We start from the raw sequence: 24,011 nt of genomic DNA on the forward strand, positions 1-24,011 counted from the left end.
GCAAATATGGATGACTCAGATTACTTGCGCCTGCTTACCGTAGCGGCCGAACAAGCCAATGCGTTCCTGTCCAATGCCCGCAAATGGGAGCGTGAGCGTTGGGTCTGCCAGCGCCTGCTGCAAGGCTTGAATGTGCCCTACCGGGCCGAGGAGTTTCATGCCGCCGGTCAAGAACCGCCGGATGTGTTGTTTCGCGACGCCAGTTTCGAGGTGTTTTTTGTACTGGATGAAGGCCGGCGCCTGAACGACGAATGGCGCGATGAGTTGCTGCGCCGACGCAGCGCATTTTCCCTGAGCCAGTTGGTCCGGCGCGAAGCCAAGCCGCGGCGTATCCCCGCCCATGAGTTCCTGTTGCGCCTGGCGCCGACGCTGCGCAAAAAAGCGCATAACTACAAAGAACGTGGCATTGACCTGGGCGAGTTGGACCTCATCGCCTTCGCCAGTCTCAAGCGCGAAGTGCTGGACCTCAACAGCCATTTCCCGCCTCCCACCGAATACCTGCGCCAGGGTTGGCGCTCGCTGTCGCTGGTCGGGCCGACCTTTGCCCGCGTGCTGTTCGCCCATCCTGATGCCCCGGATTTCTTGCGCAACAACTTGGGCCGCAGCATAGTATTCGACGTGGGCATCAGCCTGTGACGCGGGCACAGGCTACGCTTGTGGCGATACCGCCAATCTCCCGACTGTAACGTGGCGCCCTTTTGCAACGTCTACCTGACGAGGCCTTTATGACCAGCCGCCTGAACCCCGATGACCAACAGCATGTCGAAGAGTACCTGCAACTCTCCCAGAACCGAGTCGAGCGCAAGCCTTTCCGGCCGTGGCTGCTCCTTGGTGTGGTGCTGGTGGCGGTGATCGGGCTCGGTCTGCTGAGCCGCCTTTTGAGTTACCTGACGCTATGAGCTGCCTGGCGCTCGCGAGGGTAACTGCTCCGATTTCTTTTAGCCTTGCGAGATATCCCCATGACCCATCGTATTATTATCGTCGGCGGCGGCGCCGGCGGCCTGGAGTTGGCTACCCGCCTGGGTAAGACTCTGGGCAAGCGCGGCACCGCCAACATCACGCTGGTGGACACCAACCTGACCCATATCTGGAAGCCACTGCTGCACGAAGTGGCTGCCGGCTCGCTGAACTCTTCGGAAGACGAACTCAACTACGTCGCCCAAGCCAAATGGAACCACTTCGAGTTTCAGCTGGGGCGCATGAGCGGGCTTGACCGTGAACAGAAAAAAATTCAGCTGGCCGCCACCCTTGACGAAGAAGGCCGCGAACTGGTGCCTGCGCGCGTGCTGGGCTATGACAGCCTGGTGATCGCAGTCGGCAGCACCACCAATGACTTCGGCACCGAGGGCGCAGCGCAACACTGCCTGTTCCTCGACACACGCAAACAGGCCGAGCGTTTCCACCAGCAGTTGCTCAACCACTACCTGCGCGCCCATGCCGGGCAGACCGATACCATTGAACAGATCAGCGTCGCCATCGTCGGCGCCGGCGCCACCGGCGTTGAGCTGGCCGCCGAGCTGCATAACGCCGCCCACGAGCTGGCAGCGTACGGCCTGGACAAGATCAAACCGGAAAACATGCACATCACCCTCATCGAAGCCGGCCCGCGGGTATTGCCTGCGTTGCCGGAACGAATTGGCGGGCCGGTGCATAAAACCCTGGAGAAACTCGGGGTCACGGTGCTGACCAATTCGGCGGTCAGCGAAGTGACGGCCGACGCACTGATCACCAGCAGCGGCCAGGTCATTCCGGCCAGCTTGAAGGTGTGGGCCGCCGGGATTCGCGCGCCAGGCTTCCTCAAGGACATCGACGGCCTGGAAACCAACCGCATCAACCAATTGCAGGTGTTGCCGACGCTGCAGACTACCCGCGACGAAAATATCTTCGCCTTCGGCGACTGCGCCGCCTGCCCGCAACCAGGCACCGACCGCAATGTACCGCCCCGCGCACAGGCCGCTCACCAGCAGGCTTCGTTGCTGGCCAAGTCTCTGAAACTGCGGATTGAAGGCAAGGACCTGCCGTCCTACAAGTACACCGACTACGGCTCGCTGATCTCGCTGTCACGTTTCTCGGCGGTGGGTAACTTGATGGGTAACCTGACTGGCAGCGTGATGCTGGAAGGCTGGCTGGCGCGGATGTTCTATGTATCGCTGTACCGCATGCACCAGATGGCGTTGTACGGTTTCTTCCGCACGGCCATGCTGATGCTCGGCAGCAAGATCGGGCGCGGCACCGAGCCGAGGCTCAAGCTGCACTGATTGACTGAACGGCAGCAAAAAAATCCCCCTATCACACGATAGGGGGATTTTTTATTGGGCTAGAGCTGCTGGTAGAACTCAGCCATATAGTCGACAAACGCCCGCACCTTCGGCGCCAGGTGCCGGGACTGTGGATAAAGGGCGTAATAGTGCCGCTCGCCCAATGAATAATTGGGCAGAATTCGCACAAGCTGACCGTGCGCCAAGTCGCTGTGCACTGTGGCCTGGGTGAAACACGCAATGCCCGCCCCCGCCAACGTGGCCGCGTGCAACGCGCTGATGGTGTTGGTGCTGAACCGCCCCGATGGGGTGACCGTAACCACCGCGCCACGCGCCGCGCTCAGTTGCCAATCCGACGACGCACCAATGAAAGTCAGCAAGTGATGGTTGTCGAGCTCCTGCGCCGAACGGGGCAACCCATGGCGGCCGATGTAGCTCGGCGACGCGACCAGAACCTGGCTGGAAATCGTCAACGTGCGGGCAATCAATGACGTATCCGCCAGGGCGCTGGCAATGCGTATCGCGACATCAAACCCGTCGGCCACCAGGTCGACGAACTGATCATCACAGCACAGCTGCAGCTCAATATCCGGATAGCGTCGTTGAAAACCCGGTAGCCAGTGCGGCAGATCCAGTGTGCCCACCACCAGCGGCACACTGACTTTCAGCAGGCCTTCGGGGCGTTGATGCCCGTGGGCGATGGCCTGGGATGCGGCGTCGAGACGATCAAGGATATCCACGCACGCTGCGTAGTACTGCTCCCCGGCACCCGTCAGACTGAAGCGTCGCGTGTTGCGGTTGATCAGTTGGGCGCCCAGCTCAATCTCCAATTGCTGCAATTGCCGGGATATCGTCGAATGCGTGGTCTCCAGGCGCTCTGCGGCTGCAGAAAAACCCTTGGCTTCGACGATGCACCGAAAGGCGCGCATGGCAGATAACTGGTTCATGAAGCAGGCGATCCCAAGCTGGTCAGGGGAATCAGTTAACCGGCAAAGCGATAATTTGCGAGGTGGTCAGCACCGAACCGAAGGTGTCTTCGATTTCAGCCAGTGCCGAGTTGTGCAACTCATCCTTGGTTACCGAACGGCCATCGGCGCGGGTAATAGCCCGTGTGGCACTGGCATCGGATGCTACCACAACGTCGTAGCCCAACGGCGCGGCGTCACGGGCGGCGCCAGCAACACAGGCGTGAGTCATCAGGCCACTGATAATCAGGGTTTTGACGCCGGCTTTCTTCAATTGCGCATCCAGGTCGGTGCTGGCAAACACGCTGACCGTGGTCTTCTGCACAAGCGTGTCTTGTGCACGTGGCTTCATCAGCGGGTGAAAATCGACGGTCTTGCCATTCTTGGCGAAGACCGCCGCGTCGTCCGGGGCGATGTGCTGCACGTGAATGACCCGGATGTTTTCCTTGTCGGCAAACTTGATCAGACGCTGAGTGTTTTCCAGGGCTTTCATGCCGTCAGGGATCGGCATGCGGCCGGTGAAGTATTCATTCTGGAAGTCGATGACCACCAACGCGGTGGTTTTCGGGTCAAGACGGTCAGTCGGCTTCGCCCCCAACATCGCGCGAATGGTCGGCTGCGGGTGTGTGGCTGTTTCGGCGGCGACAGCGTAATGGCCGAGGCCCACCATCATACCGAAGCCAACAAGCGTGGACTTGAGTACGGCAGATAGCGAACGGACAGGGTGAGCGGCTGGGGTGAGGGTCATCATGCAGATTCCTTGAGGCGAGTGAATGGACGAGGCCCAGTCTAGGAGGCCGCGACCAGTGCACCAACGCACCCATCAGCACAATATCTGTTTGGAATTCGCACAAGTGAGGCCAAACAACAGGCAAAAAAAATCCCCGTATCTTTCGATACGAGGATTTTTAATATGGTCGGGGTAAGGGGATTCGAACTCCTGACATCCTGCTCCCAAAGCAGGCGCGCTACCGGACTGCGCTATACCCCGGTAAAAAAAAGGCGACCTTTCAGTCGCCTTCTGCGACCAGGGCTTTTGACCTCTGATCTTAAGATCTGATTCCAGCGTTAACTGGTCTCAAAAATGGTGGGTCGTGTGGGATTCGAACCTACGACCAATTGGTTAAAAGCCAACTGCTCTACCAACTGAGCTAACGACCCAAAAATGGTCGGGGTAAGGGGATTCGAACTCCTGACATCCTGCTCCCAAAGCAGGCGCGCTACCGGACTGCGCTATACCCCGGTTTTGAAATTGGCTCCGTGACCAGGACTCGAACCTGGGACCCAATGATTAACAGTCATTTGCTCTACCGACTGAGCTATCACGGAACTGCATATTTCAAATGTGTAACTTTACTGCGTTGAAACGTTCTCTTCGGCTTGTCCGTATCGCTACGTTCATGTCTCTGAGGCGCGCTATTCTACAATCTTAAAAACCCCTGTCAACCCTTTAAATTGCTTTTAAGACAATGATTTGCGCTTCTTTCTGATTTCTTCTTGGGGAGAAGAAACCCGTGGGCTGACGTTGCTGCGGGGCGCACTTTACAAGCCTTTGCCTTACAGTTCAACGCCCTATCGAAAAAAAAGGCCCCGCAATGCGGGGCCTCCTCTTATAGCCATACAGGCTGGGCTCAGTGGAAGACGATTTCGTCGTTTTCCACAGTCGCCGTGACGCTGGTGCCCGGCATGAAGCTGCCCGATAGGATCAACTGCGCCAATGGGTTCTCGATCCAGCGCTGGATCGCACGCTTCAGTGGCCGTGCGCCATACACCGGGTCGTAACCCACCGCGATCAGCTTGTCCAACGCCTCGCTGCTCAGCTCCAGGTCGAGCTCGCGCTCGGCCAAGCGGCCGCGCAGACGTCCCAACTGGATCTCGGTGATGCCCGCGATCTGATCCCGCGCCAGAGGCTCGAAGATCACCACTTCATCGACCCGGTTGATAAATTCCGGACGGAAATGAGTGGTCAGTGCATCCATTACCGCCGCGCGCTGGCCCTCGCGATCACCCACCAACTCCTGAATCTGCGCCGAGCCCAGGTTGGAGGTCATCACGATCACCGTATTACGGAAATCCACGGTACGCCCGTGGCTGTCCGTCAAACGGCCATCTTCCAGCACCTGCAGCAAGATGTTGAACACATCCGGGTGGGCCTTCTCGACCTCGTCCAGCAGGATCACCGAGTAAGGCTTGCGACGCACGGCTTCGGTCAGGTAACCACCCTCTTCGTAGCCCACGTAGCCTGGTGGGGCGCCGATCAAGCGAGCCACCGAGTGTTTCTCCATGAATTCGGACATATCGATCCGCACCATGGCCTCTTCGGTATCAAACAGGAACTCAGCCAAAGCCTTGCACAGCTCGGTCTTACCCACGCCGGTCGGGCCGAGGAACATGAACGAGCCGCTCGGACGGTTCGGGTCGGACAAGCCGGCCCGGGAACGCCGTACCGCGTTGGACACAGCCACCACGGCCTCTTCCTGGCCGATGACGCGCTGGTGCAACAGGCTTTCCATCTTCAGCAACTTGTCGCGCTCGCCTTCGAGCATTTTCGACACCGGAATACCGGTCCACTTCGAAACGACTTCGGCGATTTCTTCCTCGGTCACCTTGCTGCGCAGCAATTGGTTCTCGGGCTTACCATGCTGGTCGACCATTTGCAGGCTGCGCTCCAGGTCCGGGATCACCCCGTACTGCAACTCGGCCATGCGGTTCAGGTCACCTTTACGGCGCGCGGCTTCCAGCTCCTGACGGGACTGCTCGATCTTTTGCTGGATCTGCGCAGAACCCTGGACCTCGGCTTTTTCCGAGGTCCAGATTTCCTCGAGGTCTGAATATTCACGCTCCAGACGCACGATTTCTTCCTGGAGTTTTTCCAGGCGTTTCTTCGCGGCCTCGTCTTCTTCTTTCTTCAGGGCCTGGGACTCAACCTTCAGTTGAATCAGGCGCCGGTCCAGACGGTCGAGCACTTCCGGCTTGGAGTCGATCTCCATGCGAATACGGCTGGCCGCCTCGTCGATCAAGTCGATGGCCTTGTCCGGCAACTGGCGGTCAGTGATATAGCGATGGCTCAATTTGGCCGCCGCAATAATCGCGCCGTCAGTGATCGCCACCTTGTGGTGGACCTCATAGCGTTCTTTCAGGCCACGCAGGATCGCGATGGTGTCTTCTTCGCTGGGTTCTTCCACCAGCACTTTCTGGAAACGACGCTCAAGGGCCGCGTCTTTTTCGATGTACTGGCGATACTCGTTCAGCGTGGTGGCGCCAACGCAATGCAGCTCACCGCGCGCCAGTGCGGGCTTGAGCATGTTGCCGGCATCCATCGAGCCCTCGCCTTTACCGGCGCCGACCATGGTGTGCAGTTCGTCGATGAACAGAATGATCTGCCCCTCCTGCTTCGACAGTTCATTAAGCAGGGATTTCAGGCGCTCTTCGAACTCGCCACGGAACTTGGCGCCGGCGATCAGCGAGCCCATGTCCAAAGACAGCAGACGCTTGCCTTTAAGACCGTCTGGCACTTCACCATTAATGATGCGCTGGGCCAGGCCTTCGGCAATCGCGGTTTTACCCACGCCAGGTTCACCGATCAGCACCGGGTTGTTCTTGGTGCGGCGTTGCAGCACTTGGATGGTGCGACGAATTTCGTCATCACGGCCAATCACCGGGTCAAGCTTGCCTTCTTCGGCGCGCTTGGTCAGGTCGACCGTGTATTTGTCCAGAGCCTGGCGCGACTCCTCGTGGTTGGGGTCATTCACCGCCTCGCCGCCACGCAGGTTGTTGATGGCGTTTTCCAAGGCCTTTTTGCTCACGCCCTGGCCCAGCAGCAATTTGCCAAGCTTGCTGTTGTCGTCCATCGCGGCGAGCAGCACCAGTTCGCTGGAGATGAACTGATCACCTTTTTGCTGAGCCAGGCGATCTGCCTGGTTAAGCAGGCGCGCCAGGTCCTGCGACATGTTCACGTCGCCGGTAGGGTTTTGGATTTTTGGCAGTTGGTCGAGCTCTTTGCTCAACTCTTTGCGCAGGCTGTTGACGTCAAAGCCCACCTGCATCAGCAAGGGCTTGATAGAACCACCTTGCTGTTCCAGAAGCGCCTGCATCAAGTGCGCAGGCTCAATGGCCGGATGGTCGAGGCCGACCGCCAGGGATTGGGAGTCCGATAGAGCTAACTGCAATTTGCTGGTTAAACGATCAATACGCATTAGTCACCTTCCTTTTGAGCAGGCCGGAGCTATGTGCGAGCGAGCTTGCTCGCGAAAAACGCATCCTGAATGAAGAAACCTGCCAGATACCCCTATAGATGGGGTGGATTCTGCAAGATTCAAGCGGGCTATCGTGGATGTGGATCAGCGTTGACCCAAGTCAAGAGAGTCTAGCGCTCAAGCCAGATAAGGGAGGCAAATCGACCCGTGCGAGGGCTGCTACGGTAAGAAAAAAAGCGCGGGTCAGTCACGGTGCAATAACCGCCACCATAGACAGCGGTGATTCCACGTGCGGCGAGCCGCAGGCGCGCCAACTGGTAGATGTCGGCCATGTACTTGCCGGGATTGTGGCTTGGCACGAAGGCTTCGGCGGTCGTCGGCAGCTGCTGCATGAAGGCTTCACGCACCTCCGGGCCGACTTCAAAGGCTTGCGGGCCAATGGCAGGTCCCAGCCAGACCAATACATCGGCAGGTTCGCAGCCCAGGCTTTCGAAAGCCGCTTCGAGCACACCCGCTGCCAGCCCACGCCAACCGGCATGGGCTGCCGCCACGCGAGTACCGGCGCGGTTGCAGAACAACGCGGGCAGGCAATCGGCAGTCATGGATGTGCAGGCGATACCAGGCGTGCTGGTCCAGCTGCCATCGGCTTCGGCGATGCGCGAGGGGTCAGCCTCGACCACGGTTACCCCGTGAACTTGGCGCAGCCACGCGGGCTGAATATCAAAGGTATCGGTCAGACGACGGCGATTCTCAAGGACGGCTTCAAGGCTGTCCTCAACATGATCGCCCAGGTTGAGGCTGTCGAACGGCGCCAGACTGACGCCGCCCGCACGGGTGGTGACGCAGGCTTTAACCTGAGCCGGCGCAGGCCAGTCAGGAATCAGCCAGTCATTCATCCGATAAACGCCTCGCGATCCTGCTTGAGCAGCGACAACAACCAGACCAGATCGTCTGGAAGAGGCGATTCCCAGCTCATTCGCTTACCGCTCGTCGGATGATCCAGCTCCAGGAAACGTGCATGCAGTGCCTGACGCGGGAAGGATTTCAGCGATTCAACCATGGTCTGACTCGCCGCCGGCGGAATACGGAAGCGACCGCCGTAGGCCGGATCTCCGACCAACGGGAAGTTAATGTGCGCCATGTGCACGCGGATCTGGTGCGTACGGCCGGTTTCCAGCTTGACCCGCACGTGAGTGTGGGACCGGAAACGCTCCAGCACACGGTAGTGGCTGACGGCCTGCTTGCCGCCTTCCATCACCGCCATACGCTGACGCTGCTGGCCGTGGCGGCCGATAGGGGCGTTGATCTTGCCACCCGCCACCACCACGCCGATCACGATGCACTCGTAGATGCGGCTGACGCTACGGCTCTGCAACTGTGTGACCAGTTGCGTCTGGGCCTGGATGGTCTTGGCCACCACCATCAAGCCGGTGGTGTCCTTGTCCAGGCGGTGCACGATGCCGCAGCGCGGTACATTGATGATGTCCGGCACGTGGTGCAGCAAGGCATTGAGCAAGGTGCCATCAGCGTGCCCGGCGGCCGGGTGAACCACCAGGCCTGCGGGTTTATTGATGACCAGGATGTCGTCGTCTTCATAGACGATGTCCAGCTCGATGTCCTGGGCGACCCATTCTCCCTGGGCTTCCTGCTCGGCAGTCAGCTCAAGAATCGCACCGCCATGGACTATGTCTCGCGGGCGGATAACCGCTCCATCCACAGTCAGGCGGCCGTCTTTGATCCAGGCGGAAAGGCGCGAGCGCGAGTGCTCAGCGAATAATTGTGCGGCGACTTGATCGAGGCGTTGGCCGCCCAATTCGGACGGCACCTCTGCGCGAAGTTCAATTTTATCGGACATGCTCAGACTAGGCGTGGCACAGCCTTTGGTTTCGGCTGCGCGCTTGTGGTTAAATACGGCGTCTTTTGCCCCGAGGCTTTCAACGGGGCGCTCATCATAACAGGACGGCCCCGCCCAAGACAGCGGCCGTCATAGGGACGCAAGCCGCCATGCAAGTGAAACACCTGCTGCTGATCGCCATCCTCGCCATGACTGCTGCTTGCTCGTCAACAAAGGAAGTCGTCGACGAAAACCTGAGCGAAGTCGAGCTGTATCAATTAGCTCAAAAAGACTTGGACAATAATAGCTACACCAGTGCCACAGCCAAGCTGAAGGCCCTGGAGTCACGCTATCCGTTCGGGCGCTACGCCGACCAGGCACAGCTCGAGCTGATCTACGCCAACTACAAGAACGCCGAGCCGGAAGCTGCCAAGTCCGCCGCCGAGCGTTTTATCCGCCTGCACCCGCAGCACCCGAACGTGGACTACGCCTACTACATGAAGGGCCTGACCTCGTTCGACCAGGACGTGGGCCTGCTGGCGCGCTTCCTGCCGCTGGACATGACCAAGCGTGACCCCGGCGCTGCCCGCGACTCCTACAACGAGTTCGCCCAGCTGACCAGCCGCTACCCCAACAGCCGCTACGCGCCGGACGCCAAGCAGCGCATGATCTACCTGCGCAACCTGCTGGCTTCCTACGAGATTCACGTGGCTGACTACTATCTGACCCGTCAGGCATACGTGGCTGCCGCCAACCGTGGGCGCTATGTAGTGGAGAACTTCCAGGAAACCCCTTCCGTGGGTGACGGCCTGGCGGTGATGACCGAGGCTTACCAGGCGTTGCACCTGGATGCATTGGCAGCCACCAGCCTGGAAACCCTGAAGCTCAACTACCCAGACTCGCCAAGCTTGAAAGACGGCCAGTTTGTGCCTCGGGTTGCCGAAACAGACAACCGTTCGTGGCTGAGCAAGTACACCCTGGGCCTGATCAGTTCCCGTCCACCCTTGCCGCCGGGCGAAACCCGCGCCAACCAGGACGTGATCAAACAGTTCCAGGACGCCAAGGAAGCAATTCCGTCGGAGCTCAAGCCGCATGACGAGAATGGCGATGTGATCGAAGAGCAAGAGCCGCAGGCCCTTGGCAACAACGAAGATCGTTCGTGGTTCAGCTACATGACGTTCGGCGTATTCGACTGATTGCACTCAGCGTCATCAAGAAGGAGCCTTTCGAGGCTCCTTTTTTATTGCCCGGCGTTATTGCGCTGTGCGCCTGCCACGACCTTGGCTAAACTGGCGCATTCCTTGTCGAGAAACTGCCCATCATGCTTCGTCTACTGTTCTGGATTGCCGTCATTGCTGCCGCGGTATGGTTCTGGCGCAAATTCAAAAGCCCGGCCGCCCGGCAGCAACGCGCCAGCGAGCCTGACGCAGCCCTGATGGTGCGCTGCGCCCACTGCGGCGTGCACTTGCCGCAGGATCGCGCGCTGAGTTCACGCCAGGAGTGGTATTGCACTCAGGCACACCTGGAACAGGGGCCGAAGTCTATCCAGCGTTGATTCGACCTGCGGGCGCATAAGGCGCCGGGTCAATGATCGGCGTATGCCCCAGCAACAAGTCGGCAAACAACTGGCAGGATGCCGGCGCAAGCACCAAGCCATTGCGGTAATGCCCGCAATTGAGCCACAACCCTTTGAAGCCCGGGACTTCACCGATATAAGGGATACCTTCCGGTGAGCCGGGCCGCAAACCGGCCCAATGTCCCACGACCTCGGCGTCCGCCAAGGCAGGAATCAACTCCACAGCCGAAGCCTTGAGGCTTTCCAGCGCCGAGTCGGTCGGGGTCTTGTCGAACCCTTCGTGTTCAAGCGTACTGCCGATCAGAATGTGCCCATCACGCCGTGGGATCGCATAACGCCCCTTGGCCAGGACCATGCTCGAGAGGAAATCCGAGGCGCATTTGTACAAAATCATTTGGCCTTTGACCGGCTCCACCGGCAGCGCCAAGCCCAACTTGCCAAGCAACTCACCGCTCCAGGCACCCGCAGCCAACACTATCTGGTCGCCAAGAATCGGTCCCGCAGCGGTATTCACGCCCACTACGTCTTCGCCTTCAAGTACAAAACCCTGTACTTCGCACTGCTCATGAAGGGTCACACCAGGCAGCGCCAACAGCGCCGCCTTGAGGGATTTGACCAGGCGCGGGTTGCGCACATTGGCCACGTCCGCCATGTAAATCGCCTGGGAATACCCGCCGCCCAGTACCGGCACGGCATCGTGCGCAGCCGACACATCCACTTTGCTCAGCGGCCGTCCCTCGCGGGCAGCCCAGGCCAACGCCTGGGCCTCGTCTTCCAGGTCCAGCCAGTAAAGGCCCGTGGTATGAACCTCTGGATCAACACCCGTGGCCGCGAACAGACGTTCGGCCAATTGCGGATAAAAATCCTGGGACCAATGCGCCAGCGCGGTGACCGCCGGGCTATAGCGCCACGGGTACAGCGGCGACACGATCCCCCCGCCGGCCCAGGAGGACTCCTGGCCAAGCCCGGAGCGCTCCAGCAGTATGACGGCCTGCCCTTGGGTGGCCAGGTTGTACGCCGTCAACAACCCGATTACTCCGCCACCGACAATCACCACTTGCTGTTGCTTAGCCATCATTTGATCCAGCCGATAAAAAGGGAAAAGCGCACCGGGCGCCCACTCATCCAGCACTCTCATCATTGCCCCCAGCACGCCTTGCGCGACATTCCAGGTGCCGCGCCCGGGTTGCTGCGCACGCCGGAGCTGCTCAGGCTGAATTCAGCGCAAGGGTCGCCTGCCATGACTGAGCCGACGGCAGGCGTGGCAACCAGGGTGAAGTCCTGAGGGTTCAATGCAGCGCCGATTCTATAGCGTTCATTGCCCGCACTGACGCCGCTTGCATCAATAAAAGTGCCGTTGCGCGTGTAAAAGCGCTCCAGGTAATGGACTTGCTCGGACAACAACGCAACGATTTCTGCGCGATAGGCCTTTTTTACATGCCCGGTATACGCCGGGTAAGCGATCCCGGCCAGAAACGCAATGATCGCGACAGCGATCAATAACTCGATCAAGGTAAAACCCTGGCAATCCTTGCCCATTGATACGCTCCTTATTGAAGTTGCCGCCATAAAATCCGACGAAATCTCGCCCCTGCTGCTTCGTTGACCTGCGCATAGACCGTCTCCAGAACGGTGCGCGATTGGCCGCTGAAGCCCACCGCCGTCACGCGGTATAACCTGGCAGATGTGTACAGAGGTAAACCCGCCAGCCCTGTGCCCTGCCCCAACGCTTGAATGCCGTACAGGCCGCCCTTGAAGGCAACCCAACTGACCGCTGAAACAGAACGCTGCCCGGTGCCAACCACAGAAAACGACTCCGGTGGCGGTGCGCAGGCGCTTATCGACTGGCATAACGGCAACACCGCCCCCGCGCGACGGACCATTGATTCCCCCAACCTCAGGCCGCTTTCGGCACTTTGAAATGATTGATTGCGATGCCAGACGCCGCTGGCAATCCTTTGCTGGGACACGGCCCCTTGCATCGAGGCCAGGCCAGTCAGTGACAACACCAGCAAAAACACCAGGCTGATCAAGAGGACCATGCCCGTCTGCCGTGGATGGAAGCCGTCAAAGTTGCGCATGATGGCTCTACTCCAACCGGTTGCGCAGCGCTGCCACGACACTGTAGGCCTGATCCCGGACGCGCCCCGTCGGGTCTCGCAGCGTCATTCGGATACGCACGCTGCGTATCAGTGATTCGTCGGCCGGGGCGGGTTCATAGCGCGCAACGCGAGCCGAGCCGGGCTTGGCTGCCACACCGAAACTGAGGTCGAACGCCTGTACGTTATCCACCAGAACCGCCTTGGCCGGCGCAGCCGGTGTACTGACTTTCAGCTGGCCCGCTTCAAAGGTGTAGGTGAGCTGGCGTATCGCAAACCGGCTCTGGCCAGGCGCGGGCGTCGGCGAGTTGCCCGCATAGGCCTGGGCCGTGGTCATGCAGTCGGAAAGCACCGTCCAGTCGGGCCTGCCACCCTCTCCACTTGCATCCGCGGTGACTAATGTCAGTGACCTCGAGCTGCCCGAGGTGCTCCAGCCGACCGGTCGATCAAAGGCCGCCGGCGCATTATCGATAGAGGCCGTCGCCAGGCAGCCAAACACACCCGCCTGGCGAATGTCCTGAATCATCTTGCCCAGCACAAACCGCGCATCATCCTGCAGCAACATGGCTGCCTGCTGGCTGGCGTGGGTGGCTCGAACGCTGATGACGACTTGGCCGACCCCGAGGATCAGCACCAACCCGACAGACAGCGCCAGCAACAGCTCCACCAGGCTGAATCCCCGTGCAAAGCGATTCATTGCGCCACCCCAGGCTCGCTGGCAATGCGACTGGCGAGGGTGAAGGTCTCCCGTGCGCCACTGCGGTTCGCGCCCCTCGCGTCGTCCCAACTGATACTGACGGTAACCTCGCTGCCACTGACCACGACGGAGCCTTTTGCACTCGCTCCGGCAAACCCGACGATATTTGCTTCGAAGTCGTGCAGGTCCAGGTCACGCACGCTGGCGCTGGCCGTACCGAGCGGCGCGCCTTCGGTTCGGCTCCATGAATAGTCGACGCTCGAGTTGGCGCGAACCCGGTCCAGCATGTCGTAGGCAATGAAACTGGCCTGGCTGATCATCCTTGAGCTGTCGGTGTATTTGAGTGCGTTGAGCTGGATCACCGCCGCGCCCAGCAACCCGACCGCAAGAATCAGCACGGCCACCAGCACCTCGATCAGCGTCATGCCGGATTGGTGGCGGGGTAAGACGCAGGCAAATTTTAGGTTCGGGCAAACAAGCATCACCGTCGTCATCCCTGTCGAAGGCCGGAGAAAAGCAGGAAAAACCTGCTGTGCGGCCCAAGACTAGCGTCGGTTTTCGGCTGGCGCTGCTGCCGGAACAAAGGGAAATACTTTGGACATAAAGGCCATCACTCCACGCCAGGAACTGGCGGCTATACCTATGCCTGTCACCTGAAACAGTGAACCCGTCCATGGAGGGACGACACATGAAGCAACGCGGATTCACCCTGGTCGAGCTTCTGCTGAGCCTGTTGCTGAGCGGCATCCTGGCAAATCTCGCAGTACCCGGTTTCAAAGGCTTGCTCGAGTCACAGCAACGACAAACAGCTGCGCAGGCTTTGGCCAGCGGCATGCGCTATGCCCGCACCGAGGCCATTGCGCGCAATCGTGCGGTAATCATTCACGCGCTGGATGAAAACTGGAGCCAGGGATGGCGAGTGATACTGGATGAAAGCGGACGCGGCCACTTGGACGAGAACAATCCGGTGCTGCTGGAACGCCAGGACAGCGGGCAGGTACCGATCGTTGGCAATGGGCCCGTGAAGAGCGAGGTACGCTTCAGCGGATTGGGCGAGCCGATTTTTTCAGCGGGAGGGTTCCGTGCAGGCACTGTGCACGTGTGCAACGCGGATCAGCCACAAAGCCTGTTTCAGGTGGTACTTGCCCCCAGCGGGCGCATCAGCCTGCGCAGTGACACCACCGAGCAGGCGTTATGCCGGAATGACTCCGGCACCTTGGCACTCAGAGCAGCGAGCGAACCCGCAGCTCCTTGGGCATGGAGAACGTGATGTTCTCTTCACGGCCAGCCAATTCATCGGCACCGGTGGCACCCCATGCCTGCAGTTGCTGGATCACACCGCGCACCAGCACTTCCGGCGCCGACGCGCCCGCCGTAATGCCGATACGCTCGACACCGTCGAACCAGCTGCGCTGCATGTCTTCAGCGCCGTCGATCAGGTAGGCCGGCGTGGCCATGCGCTCGGCCAGTTCGCGTAAGCGGTTGGAGTTGGAGCTGTTGGGGCTGCCGACCACCAGCACGACATCGCACTCATCGGCCAATTGCTTGACCGCGTCTTGACGGTTTTGTGTGGCATAGCAGATGTCGTCTTTGCGCGGGCCACCAATGGCCGGGAATCGCGTGCGCAAGGCATCGATTACACGGCTGGTATCGTCCATCGACAAGGTGGTCTGCGTGACAAAGGCCAGCCGCTCGGGGTTTTGCACCTGCAAGTTGGCAACGTCTTTTTCGTCTTCCACCAGGTAAATGGCACCGCCATTGCTGGCGTCGTACTGGCCCATGGTGCCTTCGACTTCCGGGTGGCCGGCATGGCCGATCAGGATGCATTCACGGCCGTCACGGCTGTAGCGCGCGACTTCGATGTGCACCTTGGTCACCAGGGGGCAGGTGGCGTCGAATACCTTGAGGCCGCGGCCGGCAGCCTCGGTACGCACGGCCTGGGAAACACCGTGCGCGCTGAAGATGACGATAACGTCGTCCGGCACCTGATCGAGCTCTTCGACGAAGATGGCACCGCGGGCGCGCAGGTCTTCGACCACAAATTTGTTGTGGACGACTTCATGACGCACGTAAATCGGCGGCCCGAAGACTTCCAGGGCGCGATTGACGATTTCGATCGCCCGGTCCACACCGGCGCAGAAGCCACGGGGGTTGGCGAGTTTGATTTGCATGCTGTGCCTCGTGTCTTGCAGGGCAAGAAATTGGATCAACTCAACTCTATAGGAGTGAGCCCCTGTGGGCGCCGGGGTTGCCCGCGATGCAGACGACTGGGTGTATCAGGTACACCGAGGTGATGCTATCGCAGGCAAGCCAGCTCCCACATAAACCAGCCCCCACAGGAGCCAGCGTCGTTGATCAGAGCGCTTTAACGTCGATGATTTCAACGTCAAACGTCAAGGTTTTACCGGCCAACGGGTGGTTGAAGTCGATGGTCACTTGCGCGTCATCGAAGGTTTTCACCACACCAGGCAGCTCGGTATTCGCCGCATCATTAAAGATCACCAACAGGCCTTCCGACAGGTCCATGTCCTGGAACTGCGAACGCGGGATGATCTGCACGTTTTGCGGGTTGGGCTGGCCAAAGGCGTTTTCCGGCAGGATCTGCAGGGTACGCTTGTCGCCGGCCTTGAAACCGAACAGCGCCGCTTCAAAACCCGGCAGCAGGTTGCCGTCGCCGACCTTGAAGGTCGCCGGGGCTTTGTCGAACGTGCTGTCGACCGTGTCGCCGTTCTCCAGGCGCAGTGCGAAATGCAAAGTGACTTCCGTGTTCTGGCCGATGCGTTGCTCAGCCAATACCTGATCAGTCATTGACGGTCTCTCCGGTTTTCTTGCTTTTGAACATGTCCAACGCCAGCATGATTGCACCGACGGTGATGGCGCTGTCGGCAAAGTTGAACGCCGGGAAGTACCAGCGGTTCTGCCAATGCACCAGGATAAAGTCGATCACATGGCCCAGGGCAATGCGGTCGTACAGGTTGCCCAGCGCACCGCCCAGCACCAGGGCCAGGGCGATAGCCAGCCAGGTATCATCGCGACCCAGGCGCTTAAGCCAGACCACCAGGACTGCACTGACCACGACCGCGATCAACGCGAACAGCCAGCGCTGCCAGCCGGAGCTGTCAGCGAGGAAGCTGAAGGCAGCGCCGGTGTTGTAGGCCAGGGTCCAGCTGAAGTAGTCAGGGATGACCACGATCTGCTGGTACATCTGCAAGGCGCCTTCGAAGTGAGCCTTGCTGAGCTGGTCAATGACCAGCACCAGCACGCTCAGTACGAGCCAGCCCAGACGTCCGAAACGGCTGGTGTTAGGCATAGTGGCGAACCTCGCCAGCACCGCTGATGTTGTCGACGCAACGACCGCAGATTTCCGGATGCTCAGGGTTCACGCCAACGTCTTCACGGCAGTGCCAGCAACGGGCGCACTTAGGGAAGGCCGACTTGACCACTTGAAGCTTGAGGCCCGGCACTTCGGTGGCTACCGCGTCCGCGGGTGCCTGAGCAAACGGTGCCAGGCTGGCAGTCGAGGTGATCAGCACGAAGCGCAGTTCGTTGCTCAGCTTGGCCAGGTCGGCGCTCAGGCCTTCCTCGGCAAACAGAGTGACTTCGGCTTGCAGGTTGCCACCGACGGCCTTGGCCGCACGCTGCACTTCCAGCTCCTTGTTCACCGCCACTTTGACGGCCATTACGCCTTCCCAGTATTCGCGGCCCAGTTCGAAGTCGGCCGGCAGTTCGGTCAGGCCTTCGTACCAAGTGTTGAGCATCACCGATTCGTTACGCTCGCCCGGCAGGTATTCCCACAGCTCGTCGGCGGTGAAGGCCAGGATCGGCGCGATCCAGCGCACCAGCGCTTCAGAGATGTGGTACAGCGCGGTCTGCGCCGAACGGCGTGCCTTGCTGTTGGCGCCGGTGGTGTACTGGCGGTCCTTGATGATGTCGAGGTAGAAACCACCCAGCTCCTGCACGCAGAAGTTGTGGATCTTTGAGTACACGTTCCAGAAGCGGTATTCGCCGTAGTGTTCCTGCAACTCGCGCTGCAGCAACAGGGTACGGTCCACTGCCCAACGGTCGAGGGCGAGCATGTCCTCGGCCGGCAGCAGGTCGGTGGCCGGGTTGAAACCGGTCAGGTTCGACAGCAGGAAGCGTGCGGTATTACGGATACGGCGGTAGGCATCAGCGCTACGGGCCAGGATCTGGTCCGACACGGCGATTTCGCCCGAATAATCGGTCGACGCTACCCACAGACGCATGATGTCGGCGCCCAGGGTTTCATTGATCTTCTTCGGCTCGATCACGTTTTTCAGCGACTTGGACATCTTGCGGCCCGTCTCGTCGACGGTAAAACCGTGGGTCAGCAGTTCGCGGTATGGCGCGTGGTTGTCGATGGCGCAGCCGGTCAACAAGGAGGAGTGGAACCAGCCGCGGTGTTGGTCCGAACCTTCCAGGTACAGGTCGGCACGCGGGCCGGTCTCGTGGCCCATCGGGTGCGAACCGCGCAGCACGTGCCAGTGAGTGGTGCCGGAGTCGAACCACACGTCGAGGGTGTCGCTGATCTTGTCGTACAGCGGCGCTTCGTCGCCCAGCAGCTCGGCGGCGTCCAGCTTGAACCAGGCTTCGATGCCTTCCTGCTCAACACGCAGGGCGACTTCTTCCATCAGTTCGACGGTACGTGGGTGCAGCTCGCCGCTTTCCTTGTTGAGGAAGAACGGGATTGGCACGCCCCAGTTACGCTGACGGGAGATGCACCAATCCGGGCGGTTGGCGATCATCGAGTGCAGGCGCGCCTGGCCCCAGGCCGGGACGAACTTGGTGTCTTCGATGGCTTTGAGCGAGCGCACTCGCAGGGTGTCGCCGCTGGTCGGCTCTTTGTCCATGCCGATAAACCACTGCGCGGTGGCGCGGTAGATCAACGGGGTCTTGTGGCGCCAGCAGTGCATGTAGCTGTGCTTGATGGTTTCGGTGTGCAGCAGCGAACCGACTTCACGCAGCTTATCGATGATTGGCTCGTTAGCCTTGAAGATGAACTGGCCGCCGAAGAACTCCAGCGACGGCGCGTACACGCCATTGCTCTGCACCGGGTTGAGGATGTCGTCGTTGACCATGCCGTAAGCTTTGCAGGTCACAAAGTCGTCAACGCCGTAGGCCGGTGCGGAGTGAACCACACCCGTGCCCGAACCCAGCTCAACGTAGTCAGCCAGGTACACCGGCGACAGGCGGTCATAGAACGGGTGACGGAAGTTGATCAGTTCCAGCGCGGTACCGGTCGTCGTGGCGATCACCGAACCTTGCAGCTCGTAACGCGTCAGGCAGGCTTCGACCATTTCTTCAGCGAGCACCAGCAGGCGATCACCGACGTCCACTAGGGCGTAGGTGAATTCCGGGTGCACGTTGAGCGCCTGGTTGGCCGGGATGGTCCACGGGGTGGTGGTCCAGATCACGATGGCAGCCGGTTTGCTCAGGCTTGCCAGGCCAAAGGCCTCAGCCAGCTTGGCGTCGTCGGCGATCGGGAAGGCCACGTCGATGGTCGAGGACTTCTTGTCTTCGTACTCGACTTCCGCCTCGGCCAGGGCCGAACCGCAGTCGAAGCACCAGTTCACGGGCTTGAGGCCCTTGAACACGAAACCGCCCTTGACGATTTCAGCCAAGGCACGGATTTCCCCGGCCTCGTTCTTGAAGTTCATGGTTTTGTACGGGTTGTCCCACTCGCCCAACACGCCCAGGCGGATGAATTCGGACTTCTGCCCTTCGATCTGTTCGGTGGCGTAGGCACGGCACAGTTCGCGGGTTTTATCCGCGCCCAGGTTCTTGCCGTAAGTCACTTCGACTTTGTGCTCGATTGGCAGGCCATGGCAGTCCCAGCCCGGAACATAAGGTGCGTCGAAACCCGACAGGGTTTTAGAGCGCAGGATCATGTCCTTGAGAATTTTGTTCAGCGCATGACCGATGTGAATCGTGCCGTTGGCATAAGGAGGGCCGTCGTGCAGGACGAATTTCGGACGATCCTTGCCAATTTCGCGCAACTTTCCGTACAGGCCAATACTGTCCCAGCGCTGCAGAATCTGCGGTTCGCGCTGTGGCAGGCCGGCCTTCATTGGGAAGGCGGTGTCCGGAAGGTTTAGCGTGGCTTTATAGTCGGTCATTTAAGGCTCTTCGGTTAGCGATGGGCGCTAGGTGCGGCTAGTGCACGGGCGGCGGCGACATCCGCATTGATCGCCGTTTTCAACGCCTCAAGCGAGGCGAAACGCTGCTCTTCACGCAGCTTCTGGTGGAAAACCACCGTCAAACGCCGGTCATACAAATCACCGGCAAAATCCAAAAGGTGAACTTCCAGGTGGGCCTTGCCATCACCTGCAACCGTGGGCCTGACGCCTATGTTGGCGACTCCCGGCCACGATTGGCCGTCGATGTCGACGCTCACCAGGTAAACCCCGGTGAGTGGCACACGACGGCGCTTGAGTTGCACATTGGCGGTTGGCGTGCCCAGTTGGCGCGCCAGCTTCTGGCCGTGCAGTACCCGCCCGGCAATGCGGAACGGGCGACCGAGCAAACGCTCGGCCAAGGCGAAGTCGGCAGCGGCCAGGGCGTTACGCACCTGGGTACTGCTCACACGCAGGCCGTCCAGTTCGACGGTTTGCGCGGCTTCGACGGTAAAACCTTGATTCACACCGGCGTGTTGCAGGAAGTCGAAATCCCCGACGCGGTCGCAACCGAAACGGAAGTCGTCGCCGACCTCCAGGTGCTGTACGCCCAGGCCATCTACCAGAATACGGTCGACGAACTCCGCGGCGCTGAGGCTTTGCAGACGCTGGTTGAAGGCCAGGCAAAGAACACGGTCCACGCCCTCTTCGGCCAGCAGCTGCAGCTTGTCGCGCAAACGAGCCAACCGTGCCGGCGCCGTTTCCGGGGTAAAGAATTCCCGTGGCTGCGGCTCAAAAATCACCACGCAGCTGGGCACGCCCAACTCGACCGCGCGTTCACGCAGCCGGCCCAGGATAGCCTGGTGGCCACGGTGAACACCGTCAAAGTTGCCAATAGTGGCGACGCAGCCCCGATGCTCGGGGCGCAGGTTGTGGAGACCTCGAACCAGCTGCATAACGCGCTTCTTGCTCATAAAGTGGTCGATTATAACCACACCCGGCCCCGGACGACAGGCAACAGCGCAGGCCAAATGGATCGAATCGATAAAACCATCGTTTTATCGCGGCAAACTCTCTATCCCAGGGACTTGCGATTGAAATCACGCAGGCGAAAGCCTTGCACCAGCAACATCCCGAAGTACACCACCACGCCGGCAACCACCAAAATGCCCAGGCGCATGAAGCGCTCCAGCATATGGCCTTGGTCCCAGGCGGGCATAAAGTGCATCAGGCCCAGCAACACGGCCGACATGGTCGCCACCGCCACGAGCAGCTTGAGGGCGAATATGCCCCAGCCCGGCTGCGGCTGATACATCTGTTGTTTACGCAGTTGGTAAAACAACAGGCCGGCATTGATGCAGGCACCAGCGCTGATGGCCAGGGCCAGGCCGGCGTGAGCCAGCGGACCGATGAACACCAGGTTAAGCAGTTGAGTGACGATCAGAGTGAAGATTGCGATCTTGACCGGTGTGCGGATGTTTTGCTGGGCGTAGAACCCCGGCGCCAGCACCTTGATCACAATAATGCCGAGCAGCCCGACGGAGTAGGCGACCAGCGCACGCTGGGTCATAGAGGCGTCAAACGCGCTGAATTGGCCGTATTGAAACAGCGACACGGTCAGCGGTTCGGCCAGGATGCCCAAGGCCAGAGAACACGGCAGTACCAACATAAAGCACAGGCGCAGGCCCCAATCGAGGATCCGCGAATACTCCTGGCGGTCCTTGCTCGCATAAGTGCGCGACAAGGTTGGCAGCAAAATGGTGCCCAGGGCCACCCCGAGCACGCCGGATGGCAGCTCCATCAGACGGTCGGCGTAGTACATCCAGGACACTGAGCCTGAAACCAGCAGCGAGGCGAACGCGGTGTTGATGATCAGCGATATCTGACTGACGGAGACCCCGAGGATCGCCGGCAACATATTGCGCATCACGCGCCAGACGCCGGTGTCCTTGAGGTTCAGGCGCGGCAGCACGAGCATGCCGATCTTTTTCAGGTGCGGCAGCTGGTACAGCAATTGCGCCAGGCCACCCGCCAGCACCGCCCAACCCAGGGCCATCACCGGCGGATCGAAGTACGGCGTGAGGAACAGCGCAAAAATAATCATGCTGACGTTCAGCAGCGTAGGCACGAAAGCCGGCACCGAGAAGCGGTTCCAGGTGTTGAGGATCGCCCCAGCCAGGGACGACAGGGAAATCAGCAATATATAAGGAAAGGTCACGCGCAGCAGATCAGTGGTCAGCGCGAATTTTTCCGGGGTATTGGCAAAACCCGGCGCCGTGGCCCAGATCACCCAGGGCGCGGCGAGCATGCCGGCGATGGTGACTAGCATCAGCACCAGCGTCAGCAGGCCCGAAACGTACGCGATAAAAGTGCGGGTGGCTTCTTCGCCCTGCTGGTTTTTGTACTCGGCCAGAATTGGCACGAACGCCTGGGAAAATGCCCCCTCGGCAAAGATGCGTCGCAGCAGGTTGGGCAGTTTAAAGGCAATAAAGAACGCATCCGTGGCCATGCTGGCGCCAAAAATGCGCGCCAGCAGGGTGTCACGCACGAACCCCAAAACCCGGGAGATCATCGTGATAGAGCTGACGGCAGCCAACGATTTGAGCAGATTCATTGAAAGAGTTTGCGCCTATAGATAAAGAGCAGGCGAACAAAGCGCCCACTTATGCGATACTGCGCGCCTGCAACAGCACAGAGCCAAAGCTCGCGAGTTTACAGGTCAAGCGCCGGAAATAAATCACCCGCCTCTTCAGATCGACCACTCAGCAGTTCGCATCAGCCGCCCTTGACAACCCATCAAGTCATCGGCATGATTCGCGGCCTATTTTGTTTGCTATTTCCTAAAAAGTCTTTCGAGGAGCTCGACGGTGGCCAACACACCTTCCGCCAAAAAACGTGCAAAACAGGCTGAGAAGCGTCGCAGCCACAACGCCAGCCTGCGTTCCATGGTTCGTACCTACATCAAGAATGTAGTTAAAGCCATCGACACCAAAGACGCTGAAAAAGCCCAAGCTGCTTACGTTCTGGCCGTGCCAGTTATCGACCGTATGGCCGATAAAGGCATCATCCACAAGAACAAGGCCGCTCGTCATAAGAGCCGCCTGAATGGCCACATCAAGGCTCTGAACGTCGCTGCAGCAGCCTAAGTGGTAAAAACTGCCACGTAGCCCAGGCCGCGTAACAGTTAAGAAATGCCCCGCACCGAAAGGTGCGGGGCATTTTTGTTTGCTCGCAGAATCACCACAGTTCTCCTTGTGGGAGCGGGCTTGCTCGCGAAGGCGGTGTATCAGTTAATGCATGTGCTGACTGACCCACCGCCTTCGCGAGCAAGCCCGCTCCCACATTTGGACTGGGGTACATTTTCAATGCACAAAAAAACGCCCCGAACCAGTCGGGGCGTTTTTGCTACCTATTGATCAAACCACAATCAATGGTGATGACCGCCTTCACCGTGAACGTGGCCGTGGGCCACTTCTTCCTGGGAAGCGTCGCGGATGGCAACGATCTTCACTTGGAAGTTCAGGCGCTGGCCAGCCAGAGGGTGGTTACCGTCAACGGTCACGTCATCGCCGTCCAGATCGCGGATGGTGACGATCTGCATTTGGCCGTCCGGCGCGGAAGCGTGGAACTGCATGCCCACTTCCAGCTCGTCAACGCCTTCGAACATGCTGCGGCTCAAGGTGCTGACCAGTTCGGCGGAGTATTCGCCGTAAGCGTCTTCAGGTTCTACGGCGACGGTCAGTTCGTCACCGACGTTCTTGCCTTCCAGAGCCTTTTCCAGGCCCGGGATGATGTTACCTGCGCCTTGCAGGTAGACCAGCGGCGCGCCGCCGGCGGAGCTGTCGATGACCTCACCAGCGTCGTTGGTCAGGGTATAGTCGATGGAGACAGCCTTGTTAGCGGCGATCGTCATGGGGCGAGACCTTTTGCATAAGAATGAAGAACGGACAAGTCTAAACAAGGATTTGCCCGAAAGCGAACACAACCCGGACAGACGGGACCGATCAACGGCATCCTTCATCCTCGGATTCCACCAGGATGACGACCGGCACTGGGTCGCCGAGCTGTCCTGCGGCCACACCCAGCACCTGCGCCACCAACCGCCATGGCAGTCGCGCGCCTGGGTACTGGACCCCGCGCAACGCCTTGAAAAAATAGGCCAACCCTTTGCGTGTGGCTGGTGTGCGCAAGCGCTCGAATAACGATAACCTTGGCGCCTGATTCCCGGTAGGCGCTCAACCATAGAGCGCCACCG

Annotated in this window: 25 protein-coding genes and 4 tRNA genes; 8 read left to right on the forward strand and 21 right to left on the reverse strand. The window is 59.8% G+C overall.

The features are described from left to right. Nucleotides 1-6 precede the first annotated feature (6 nt). The 3 genes from L8K08_RS05565 (at nucleotide 7) to L8K08_RS05575 (ending at nucleotide 2,258) form a co-directional block, all read left to right on the forward strand. Entirely contained in the window at nucleotides 7-636 is a 630-nt protein-coding gene (locus L8K08_RS05565; RefSeq protein ID WP_145165302.1) for a DUF1780 domain-containing protein, read from the forward strand. 89 nt (nucleotides 637-725) lie between these two features. Then, the gene (locus L8K08_RS05570; RefSeq protein WP_064450648.1) at nucleotides 726-899 is read left to right on the forward strand and encodes a DUF3094 family protein; all 174 of its coding nucleotides are present in this window, start codon (nucleotides 726-728) and stop codon (nucleotides 897-899) included. A 60-nt stretch (nucleotides 900-959) separates the two neighbouring features. Then, on the forward strand, nucleotides 960-2,258 hold the full coding sequence (locus L8K08_RS05575) for an NAD(P)/FAD-dependent oxidoreductase (RefSeq protein WP_145165303.1): 1,299 nt from the start codon (nucleotides 960-962) through the stop codon (nucleotides 2,256-2,258). A 59-nt stretch (nucleotides 2,259-2,317) separates the two neighbouring features. Here the strand turns inward: L8K08_RS05575 and L8K08_RS05580 are convergent, their stop codons facing one another. The 9 genes from L8K08_RS05580 to rluD form a co-directional block, all read right to left on the reverse strand. Continuing rightward, nucleotides 2,318-3,205 carry a LysR family transcriptional regulator gene (locus L8K08_RS05580; RefSeq protein WP_242194784.1) on the reverse strand — a complete coding sequence of 296 codons (888 nt, stop codon included), beginning with the start codon at nucleotides 3,203-3,205 and terminating at the stop codon, nucleotides 2,318-2,320. A 31-nt stretch (nucleotides 3,206-3,236) separates the two neighbouring features. Continuing rightward, nucleotides 3,237-3,971 carry a cysteine hydrolase family protein gene (locus tag L8K08_RS05585; protein WP_242195074.1) on the reverse strand — a complete coding sequence of 245 codons (735 nt, stop codon included), beginning with the start codon at nucleotides 3,969-3,971 and terminating at the stop codon, nucleotides 3,237-3,239. A gap of 166 nt (nucleotides 3,972-4,137) precedes the next feature. Next, nucleotides 4,138-4,214 (reverse strand) — tRNA-Pro (locus L8K08_RS05590). Between the two features lie 94 nt (nucleotides 4,215-4,308). Further along, nucleotides 4,309-4,384, reverse strand: a tRNA-Lys gene (locus L8K08_RS05595). A gap of 5 nt (nucleotides 4,385-4,389) precedes the next feature. Then, nucleotides 4,390-4,466: transfer RNA gene (locus tag L8K08_RS05600), tRNA-Pro, on the reverse strand. 10 nt (nucleotides 4,467-4,476) lie between these two features. After that, a tRNA-Asn gene (locus tag L8K08_RS05605) sits at nucleotides 4,477-4,552 on the reverse strand. A 302-nt stretch (nucleotides 4,553-4,854) separates the two neighbouring features. After that, a complete protein-coding gene (clpB, locus tag L8K08_RS05610) occupies nucleotides 4,855-7,419 on the reverse strand; it encodes an ATP-dependent chaperone ClpB (protein ID WP_242194788.1) in 2,565 nt (854 codons plus the stop codon). A gap of 170 nt (nucleotides 7,420-7,589) precedes the next feature. Then, entirely contained in the window at nucleotides 7,590-8,315 is a 726-nt protein-coding gene (gene pgeF / locus L8K08_RS05615) for a peptidoglycan editing factor PgeF (protein WP_242194793.1), read from the reverse strand. After that, nucleotides 8,312-9,274, reverse strand: a complete 963-nt coding sequence (rluD, locus tag L8K08_RS05620; RefSeq protein WP_005784662.1) for a 23S rRNA pseudouridine(1911/1915/1917) synthase RluD — start codon at nucleotides 9,272-9,274, stop codon at nucleotides 8,312-8,314. The genes pgeF and rluD overlap by 4 nt, the downstream gene beginning before the upstream one ends. 149 nt (nucleotides 9,275-9,423) lie before the next feature. Here rluD and L8K08_RS05625 point away from each other — a divergent pair, with 149 nt between their 5' ends. Together L8K08_RS05625 and L8K08_RS05630 are read left to right on the forward strand one after the other, a co-directional pair. Continuing rightward, nucleotides 9,424-10,449 carry an outer membrane protein assembly factor BamD gene (locus L8K08_RS05625; RefSeq protein ID WP_106578596.1) on the forward strand — a complete coding sequence of 342 codons (1,026 nt, stop codon included), beginning with the start codon at nucleotides 9,424-9,426 and terminating at the stop codon, nucleotides 10,447-10,449. 125 nt (nucleotides 10,450-10,574) lie between these two features. After that, nucleotides 10,575-10,808 carry a PP0621 family protein gene (locus tag L8K08_RS05630; RefSeq protein WP_092240641.1) on the forward strand — a complete coding sequence of 78 codons (234 nt, stop codon included), beginning with the start codon at nucleotides 10,575-10,577 and terminating at the stop codon, nucleotides 10,806-10,808. Here L8K08_RS05630 and thiO read toward each other — a convergent pair. From thiO to pilV, 5 genes are all read right to left on the reverse strand, one after another. Then, the gene (thiO, locus tag L8K08_RS05635; protein ID WP_242194794.1) at nucleotides 10,795-11,904 is read right to left on the reverse strand and encodes a glycine oxidase ThiO; all 1,110 of its coding nucleotides are present in this window, start codon (nucleotides 11,902-11,904) and stop codon (nucleotides 10,795-10,797) included. The genes L8K08_RS05630 and thiO overlap by 14 nt on opposite strands. A gap of 62 nt (nucleotides 11,905-11,966) precedes the next feature. Next, on the reverse strand, nucleotides 11,967-12,368 hold the full coding sequence (locus tag L8K08_RS05640) for a type IV pilin protein (RefSeq protein WP_242194796.1): 402 nt from the start codon (nucleotides 12,366-12,368) through the stop codon (nucleotides 11,967-11,969). Between the two features lie 11 nt (nucleotides 12,369-12,379). Further along, a complete protein-coding gene (locus L8K08_RS05645) occupies nucleotides 12,380-12,910 on the reverse strand; it encodes a PilX N-terminal domain-containing pilus assembly protein (RefSeq protein WP_242194798.1) in 531 nt (176 codons plus the stop codon). 7 nt (nucleotides 12,911-12,917) lie between these two features. Beyond that, nucleotides 12,918-13,625, reverse strand: a complete 708-nt coding sequence (locus L8K08_RS05650; protein ID WP_242194801.1) for a prepilin-type N-terminal cleavage/methylation domain-containing protein — start codon at nucleotides 13,623-13,625, stop codon at nucleotides 12,918-12,920. Then, nucleotides 13,622-14,107: a type IV pilus modification protein PilV gene (gene pilV / locus L8K08_RS05655; RefSeq protein ID WP_242194803.1), complete on the reverse strand. Its 486-nt coding sequence runs from the start codon at nucleotides 14,105-14,107 to the stop codon at nucleotides 13,622-13,624. Before pilV ends, L8K08_RS05650 begins: the two co-directional genes overlap by 4 nt. A gap of 206 nt (nucleotides 14,108-14,313) precedes the next feature. Here pilV and L8K08_RS05660 point away from each other — a divergent pair, with 206 nt between their 5' ends. Then, on the forward strand, nucleotides 14,314-14,895 hold the full coding sequence (locus tag L8K08_RS05660; protein ID WP_242194806.1) for a GspH/FimT family pseudopilin: 582 nt from the start codon (nucleotides 14,314-14,316) through the stop codon (nucleotides 14,893-14,895). Here L8K08_RS05660 and ispH read toward each other — a convergent pair. The 6 genes from ispH to murJ all read right to left on the reverse strand — a co-directional run bounded on the left by ispH (nucleotide 14,849) and on the right by murJ (nucleotide 22,370). Then, nucleotides 14,849-15,796 carry a 4-hydroxy-3-methylbut-2-enyl diphosphate reductase gene (ispH, locus tag L8K08_RS05665; RefSeq protein WP_083360219.1) on the reverse strand — a complete coding sequence of 316 codons (948 nt, stop codon included), beginning with the start codon at nucleotides 15,794-15,796 and terminating at the stop codon, nucleotides 14,849-14,851. The two genes, L8K08_RS05660 and ispH, sit on opposite strands and share 47 nt — an antisense overlap. A gap of 184 nt (nucleotides 15,797-15,980) precedes the next feature. Beyond that, a complete protein-coding gene (fkpB, locus tag L8K08_RS05670) occupies nucleotides 15,981-16,418 on the reverse strand; it encodes an FKBP-type peptidyl-prolyl cis-trans isomerase (RefSeq protein ID WP_010213263.1) in 438 nt (145 codons plus the stop codon). 7 nt (nucleotides 16,419-16,425) lie between these two features. Further along, nucleotides 16,426-16,935 (reverse strand): signal peptidase II, encoded by a 510-nt coding sequence (gene lspA / locus L8K08_RS05675; protein WP_106578588.1) that lies wholly within the window; start codon nucleotides 16,933-16,935, stop codon nucleotides 16,426-16,428. After that, nucleotides 16,928-19,759: an isoleucine--tRNA ligase gene (ileS, locus tag L8K08_RS05680; protein WP_242194809.1), complete on the reverse strand. Its 2,832-nt coding sequence runs from the start codon at nucleotides 19,757-19,759 to the stop codon at nucleotides 16,928-16,930. The genes lspA and ileS overlap by 8 nt, the downstream gene beginning before the upstream one ends. A 14-nt stretch (nucleotides 19,760-19,773) precedes the next feature. Beyond that, nucleotides 19,774-20,712 (reverse strand): bifunctional riboflavin kinase/FAD synthetase, encoded by a 939-nt coding sequence (ribF, locus tag L8K08_RS05685; RefSeq protein ID WP_064450635.1) that lies wholly within the window; start codon nucleotides 20,710-20,712, stop codon nucleotides 19,774-19,776. 119 nt (nucleotides 20,713-20,831) lie between these two features. Next, nucleotides 20,832-22,370 (reverse strand): murein biosynthesis integral membrane protein MurJ, encoded by a 1,539-nt coding sequence (murJ, locus tag L8K08_RS05690; RefSeq protein ID WP_242194813.1) that lies wholly within the window; start codon nucleotides 22,368-22,370, stop codon nucleotides 20,832-20,834. Between the two features lie 253 nt (nucleotides 22,371-22,623). Between murJ and rpsT the strand changes: the two genes are divergently transcribed. Then, the gene (rpsT, locus tag L8K08_RS05695; RefSeq protein ID WP_003171647.1) at nucleotides 22,624-22,902 is read left to right on the forward strand and encodes a 30S ribosomal protein S20; all 279 of its coding nucleotides are present in this window, start codon (nucleotides 22,624-22,626) and stop codon (nucleotides 22,900-22,902) included. Nucleotides 22,903-23,183: 281 nt separating this feature from the next. Here rpsT and L8K08_RS05700 read toward each other — a convergent pair whose 3' ends face one another. After that, the gene (locus L8K08_RS05700; RefSeq protein WP_003188398.1) at nucleotides 23,184-23,669 is read right to left on the reverse strand and encodes a peptidylprolyl isomerase; all 486 of its coding nucleotides are present in this window, start codon (nucleotides 23,667-23,669) and stop codon (nucleotides 23,184-23,186) included. On the opposite strand from L8K08_RS05700, the gene L8K08_RS05705 reads away from it, so the two are divergent. Continuing rightward, complete coding sequence (locus tag L8K08_RS05705) at nucleotides 23,668-23,958, forward strand: DUF3565 domain-containing protein (RefSeq protein ID WP_242195076.1); 291 nt, start codon at nucleotides 23,668-23,670, stop codon at nucleotides 23,956-23,958. The two genes, L8K08_RS05700 and L8K08_RS05705, sit on opposite strands and share 2 nt — an antisense overlap. The last annotated feature ends 53 nt before the right edge of the window (nucleotides 23,959-24,011 follow it).

This window comes from Pseudomonas sp. TREG-RG-20F-10-E-6-01 (assembly GCF_022662455.1).
Lineage (GTDB): Bacteria > Pseudomonadota > Gammaproteobacteria > Pseudomonadales > Pseudomonadaceae > Aquipseudomonas.

Coding starts and splice junctions, on each gene's coding strand:
- L8K08_RS05570 (WP_064450648.1), top strand. CDS start 726: ATGACCAGCCGCCTGAACCCCGATGACCAACAGCATGTCGAAGAGTAC.
- thiO (WP_242194794.1), bottom strand. CDS start 11,904: ATGGCTAAGCAACAGCAAGTGGTGATTGTCGGTGGCGGAGTAATCGGG.
- L8K08_RS05660 (WP_242194806.1), top strand. CDS start 14,314: ATGAAGCAACGCGGATTCACCCTGGTCGAGCTTCTGCTGAGCCTGTTG.
- clpB (WP_242194788.1), bottom strand. CDS start 7,419: ATGCGTATTGATCGTTTAACCAGCAAATTGCAGTTAGCTCTATCGGAC.
- L8K08_RS05650 (WP_242194801.1), bottom strand. CDS start 13,625: ATGAATCGCTTTGCACGGGGATTCAGCCTGGTGGAGCTGTTGCTGGCG.
- lspA (WP_106578588.1), bottom strand. CDS start 16,935: ATGCCTAACACCAGCCGTTTCGGACGTCTGGGCTGGCTCGTACTGAGC.
- L8K08_RS05575 (WP_145165303.1), top strand. CDS start 960: ATGACCCATCGTATTATTATCGTCGGCGGCGGCGCCGGCGGCCTGGAG.
- ispH (WP_083360219.1), bottom strand. CDS start 15,796: ATGCAAATCAAACTCGCCAACCCCCGTGGCTTCTGCGCCGGTGTGGAC.
- pilV (WP_242194803.1), bottom strand. CDS start 14,107: ATGCTTGTTTGCCCGAACCTAAAATTTGCCTGCGTCTTACCCCGCCAC.
- L8K08_RS05700 (WP_003188398.1), bottom strand. CDS start 23,669: ATGACGATCGCCGCTAACAAGGCTGTCTCCATCGACTATACCCTGACC.
- ribF (WP_064450635.1), bottom strand. CDS start 20,712: ATGCAGCTGGTTCGAGGTCTCCACAACCTGCGCCCCGAGCATCGGGGC.
- L8K08_RS05585 (WP_242195074.1), bottom strand. CDS start 3,971: ATGACCCTCACCCCAGCCGCTCACCCTGTCCGTTCGCTATCTGCCGTA.
- L8K08_RS05645 (WP_242194798.1), bottom strand. CDS start 12,910: ATGCGCAACTTTGACGGCTTCCATCCACGGCAGACGGGCATGGTCCTC.
- murJ (WP_242194813.1), bottom strand. CDS start 22,370: ATGAATCTGCTCAAATCGTTGGCTGCCGTCAGCTCTATCACGATGATC.
- rluD (WP_005784662.1), bottom strand. CDS start 9,274: ATGTCCGATAAAATTGAACTTCGCGCAGAGGTGCCGTCCGAATTGGGC.
- ileS (WP_242194809.1), bottom strand. CDS start 19,759: ATGACCGACTATAAAGCCACGCTAAACCTTCCGGACACCGCCTTCCCA.
- L8K08_RS05630 (WP_092240641.1), top strand. CDS start 10,575: ATGCTTCGTCTACTGTTCTGGATTGCCGTCATTGCTGCCGCGGTATGG.
- L8K08_RS05640 (WP_242194796.1), bottom strand. CDS start 12,368: ATGGGCAAGGATTGCCAGGGTTTTACCTTGATCGAGTTATTGATCGCT.
- pgeF (WP_242194793.1), bottom strand. CDS start 8,315: ATGAATGACTGGCTGATTCCTGACTGGCCTGCGCCGGCTCAGGTTAAA.
- L8K08_RS05565 (WP_145165302.1), top strand. CDS start 7: ATGGATGACTCAGATTACTTGCGCCTGCTTACCGTAGCGGCCGAACAA.
- L8K08_RS05625 (WP_106578596.1), top strand. CDS start 9,424: ATGCAAGTGAAACACCTGCTGCTGATCGCCATCCTCGCCATGACTGCT.
- L8K08_RS05580 (WP_242194784.1), bottom strand. CDS start 3,205: ATGAACCAGTTATCTGCCATGCGCGCCTTTCGGTGCATCGTCGAAGCC.
- L8K08_RS05705 (WP_242195076.1), top strand. CDS start 23,668: ATGGGGCGAGACCTTTTGCATAAGAATGAAGAACGGACAAGTCTAAAC.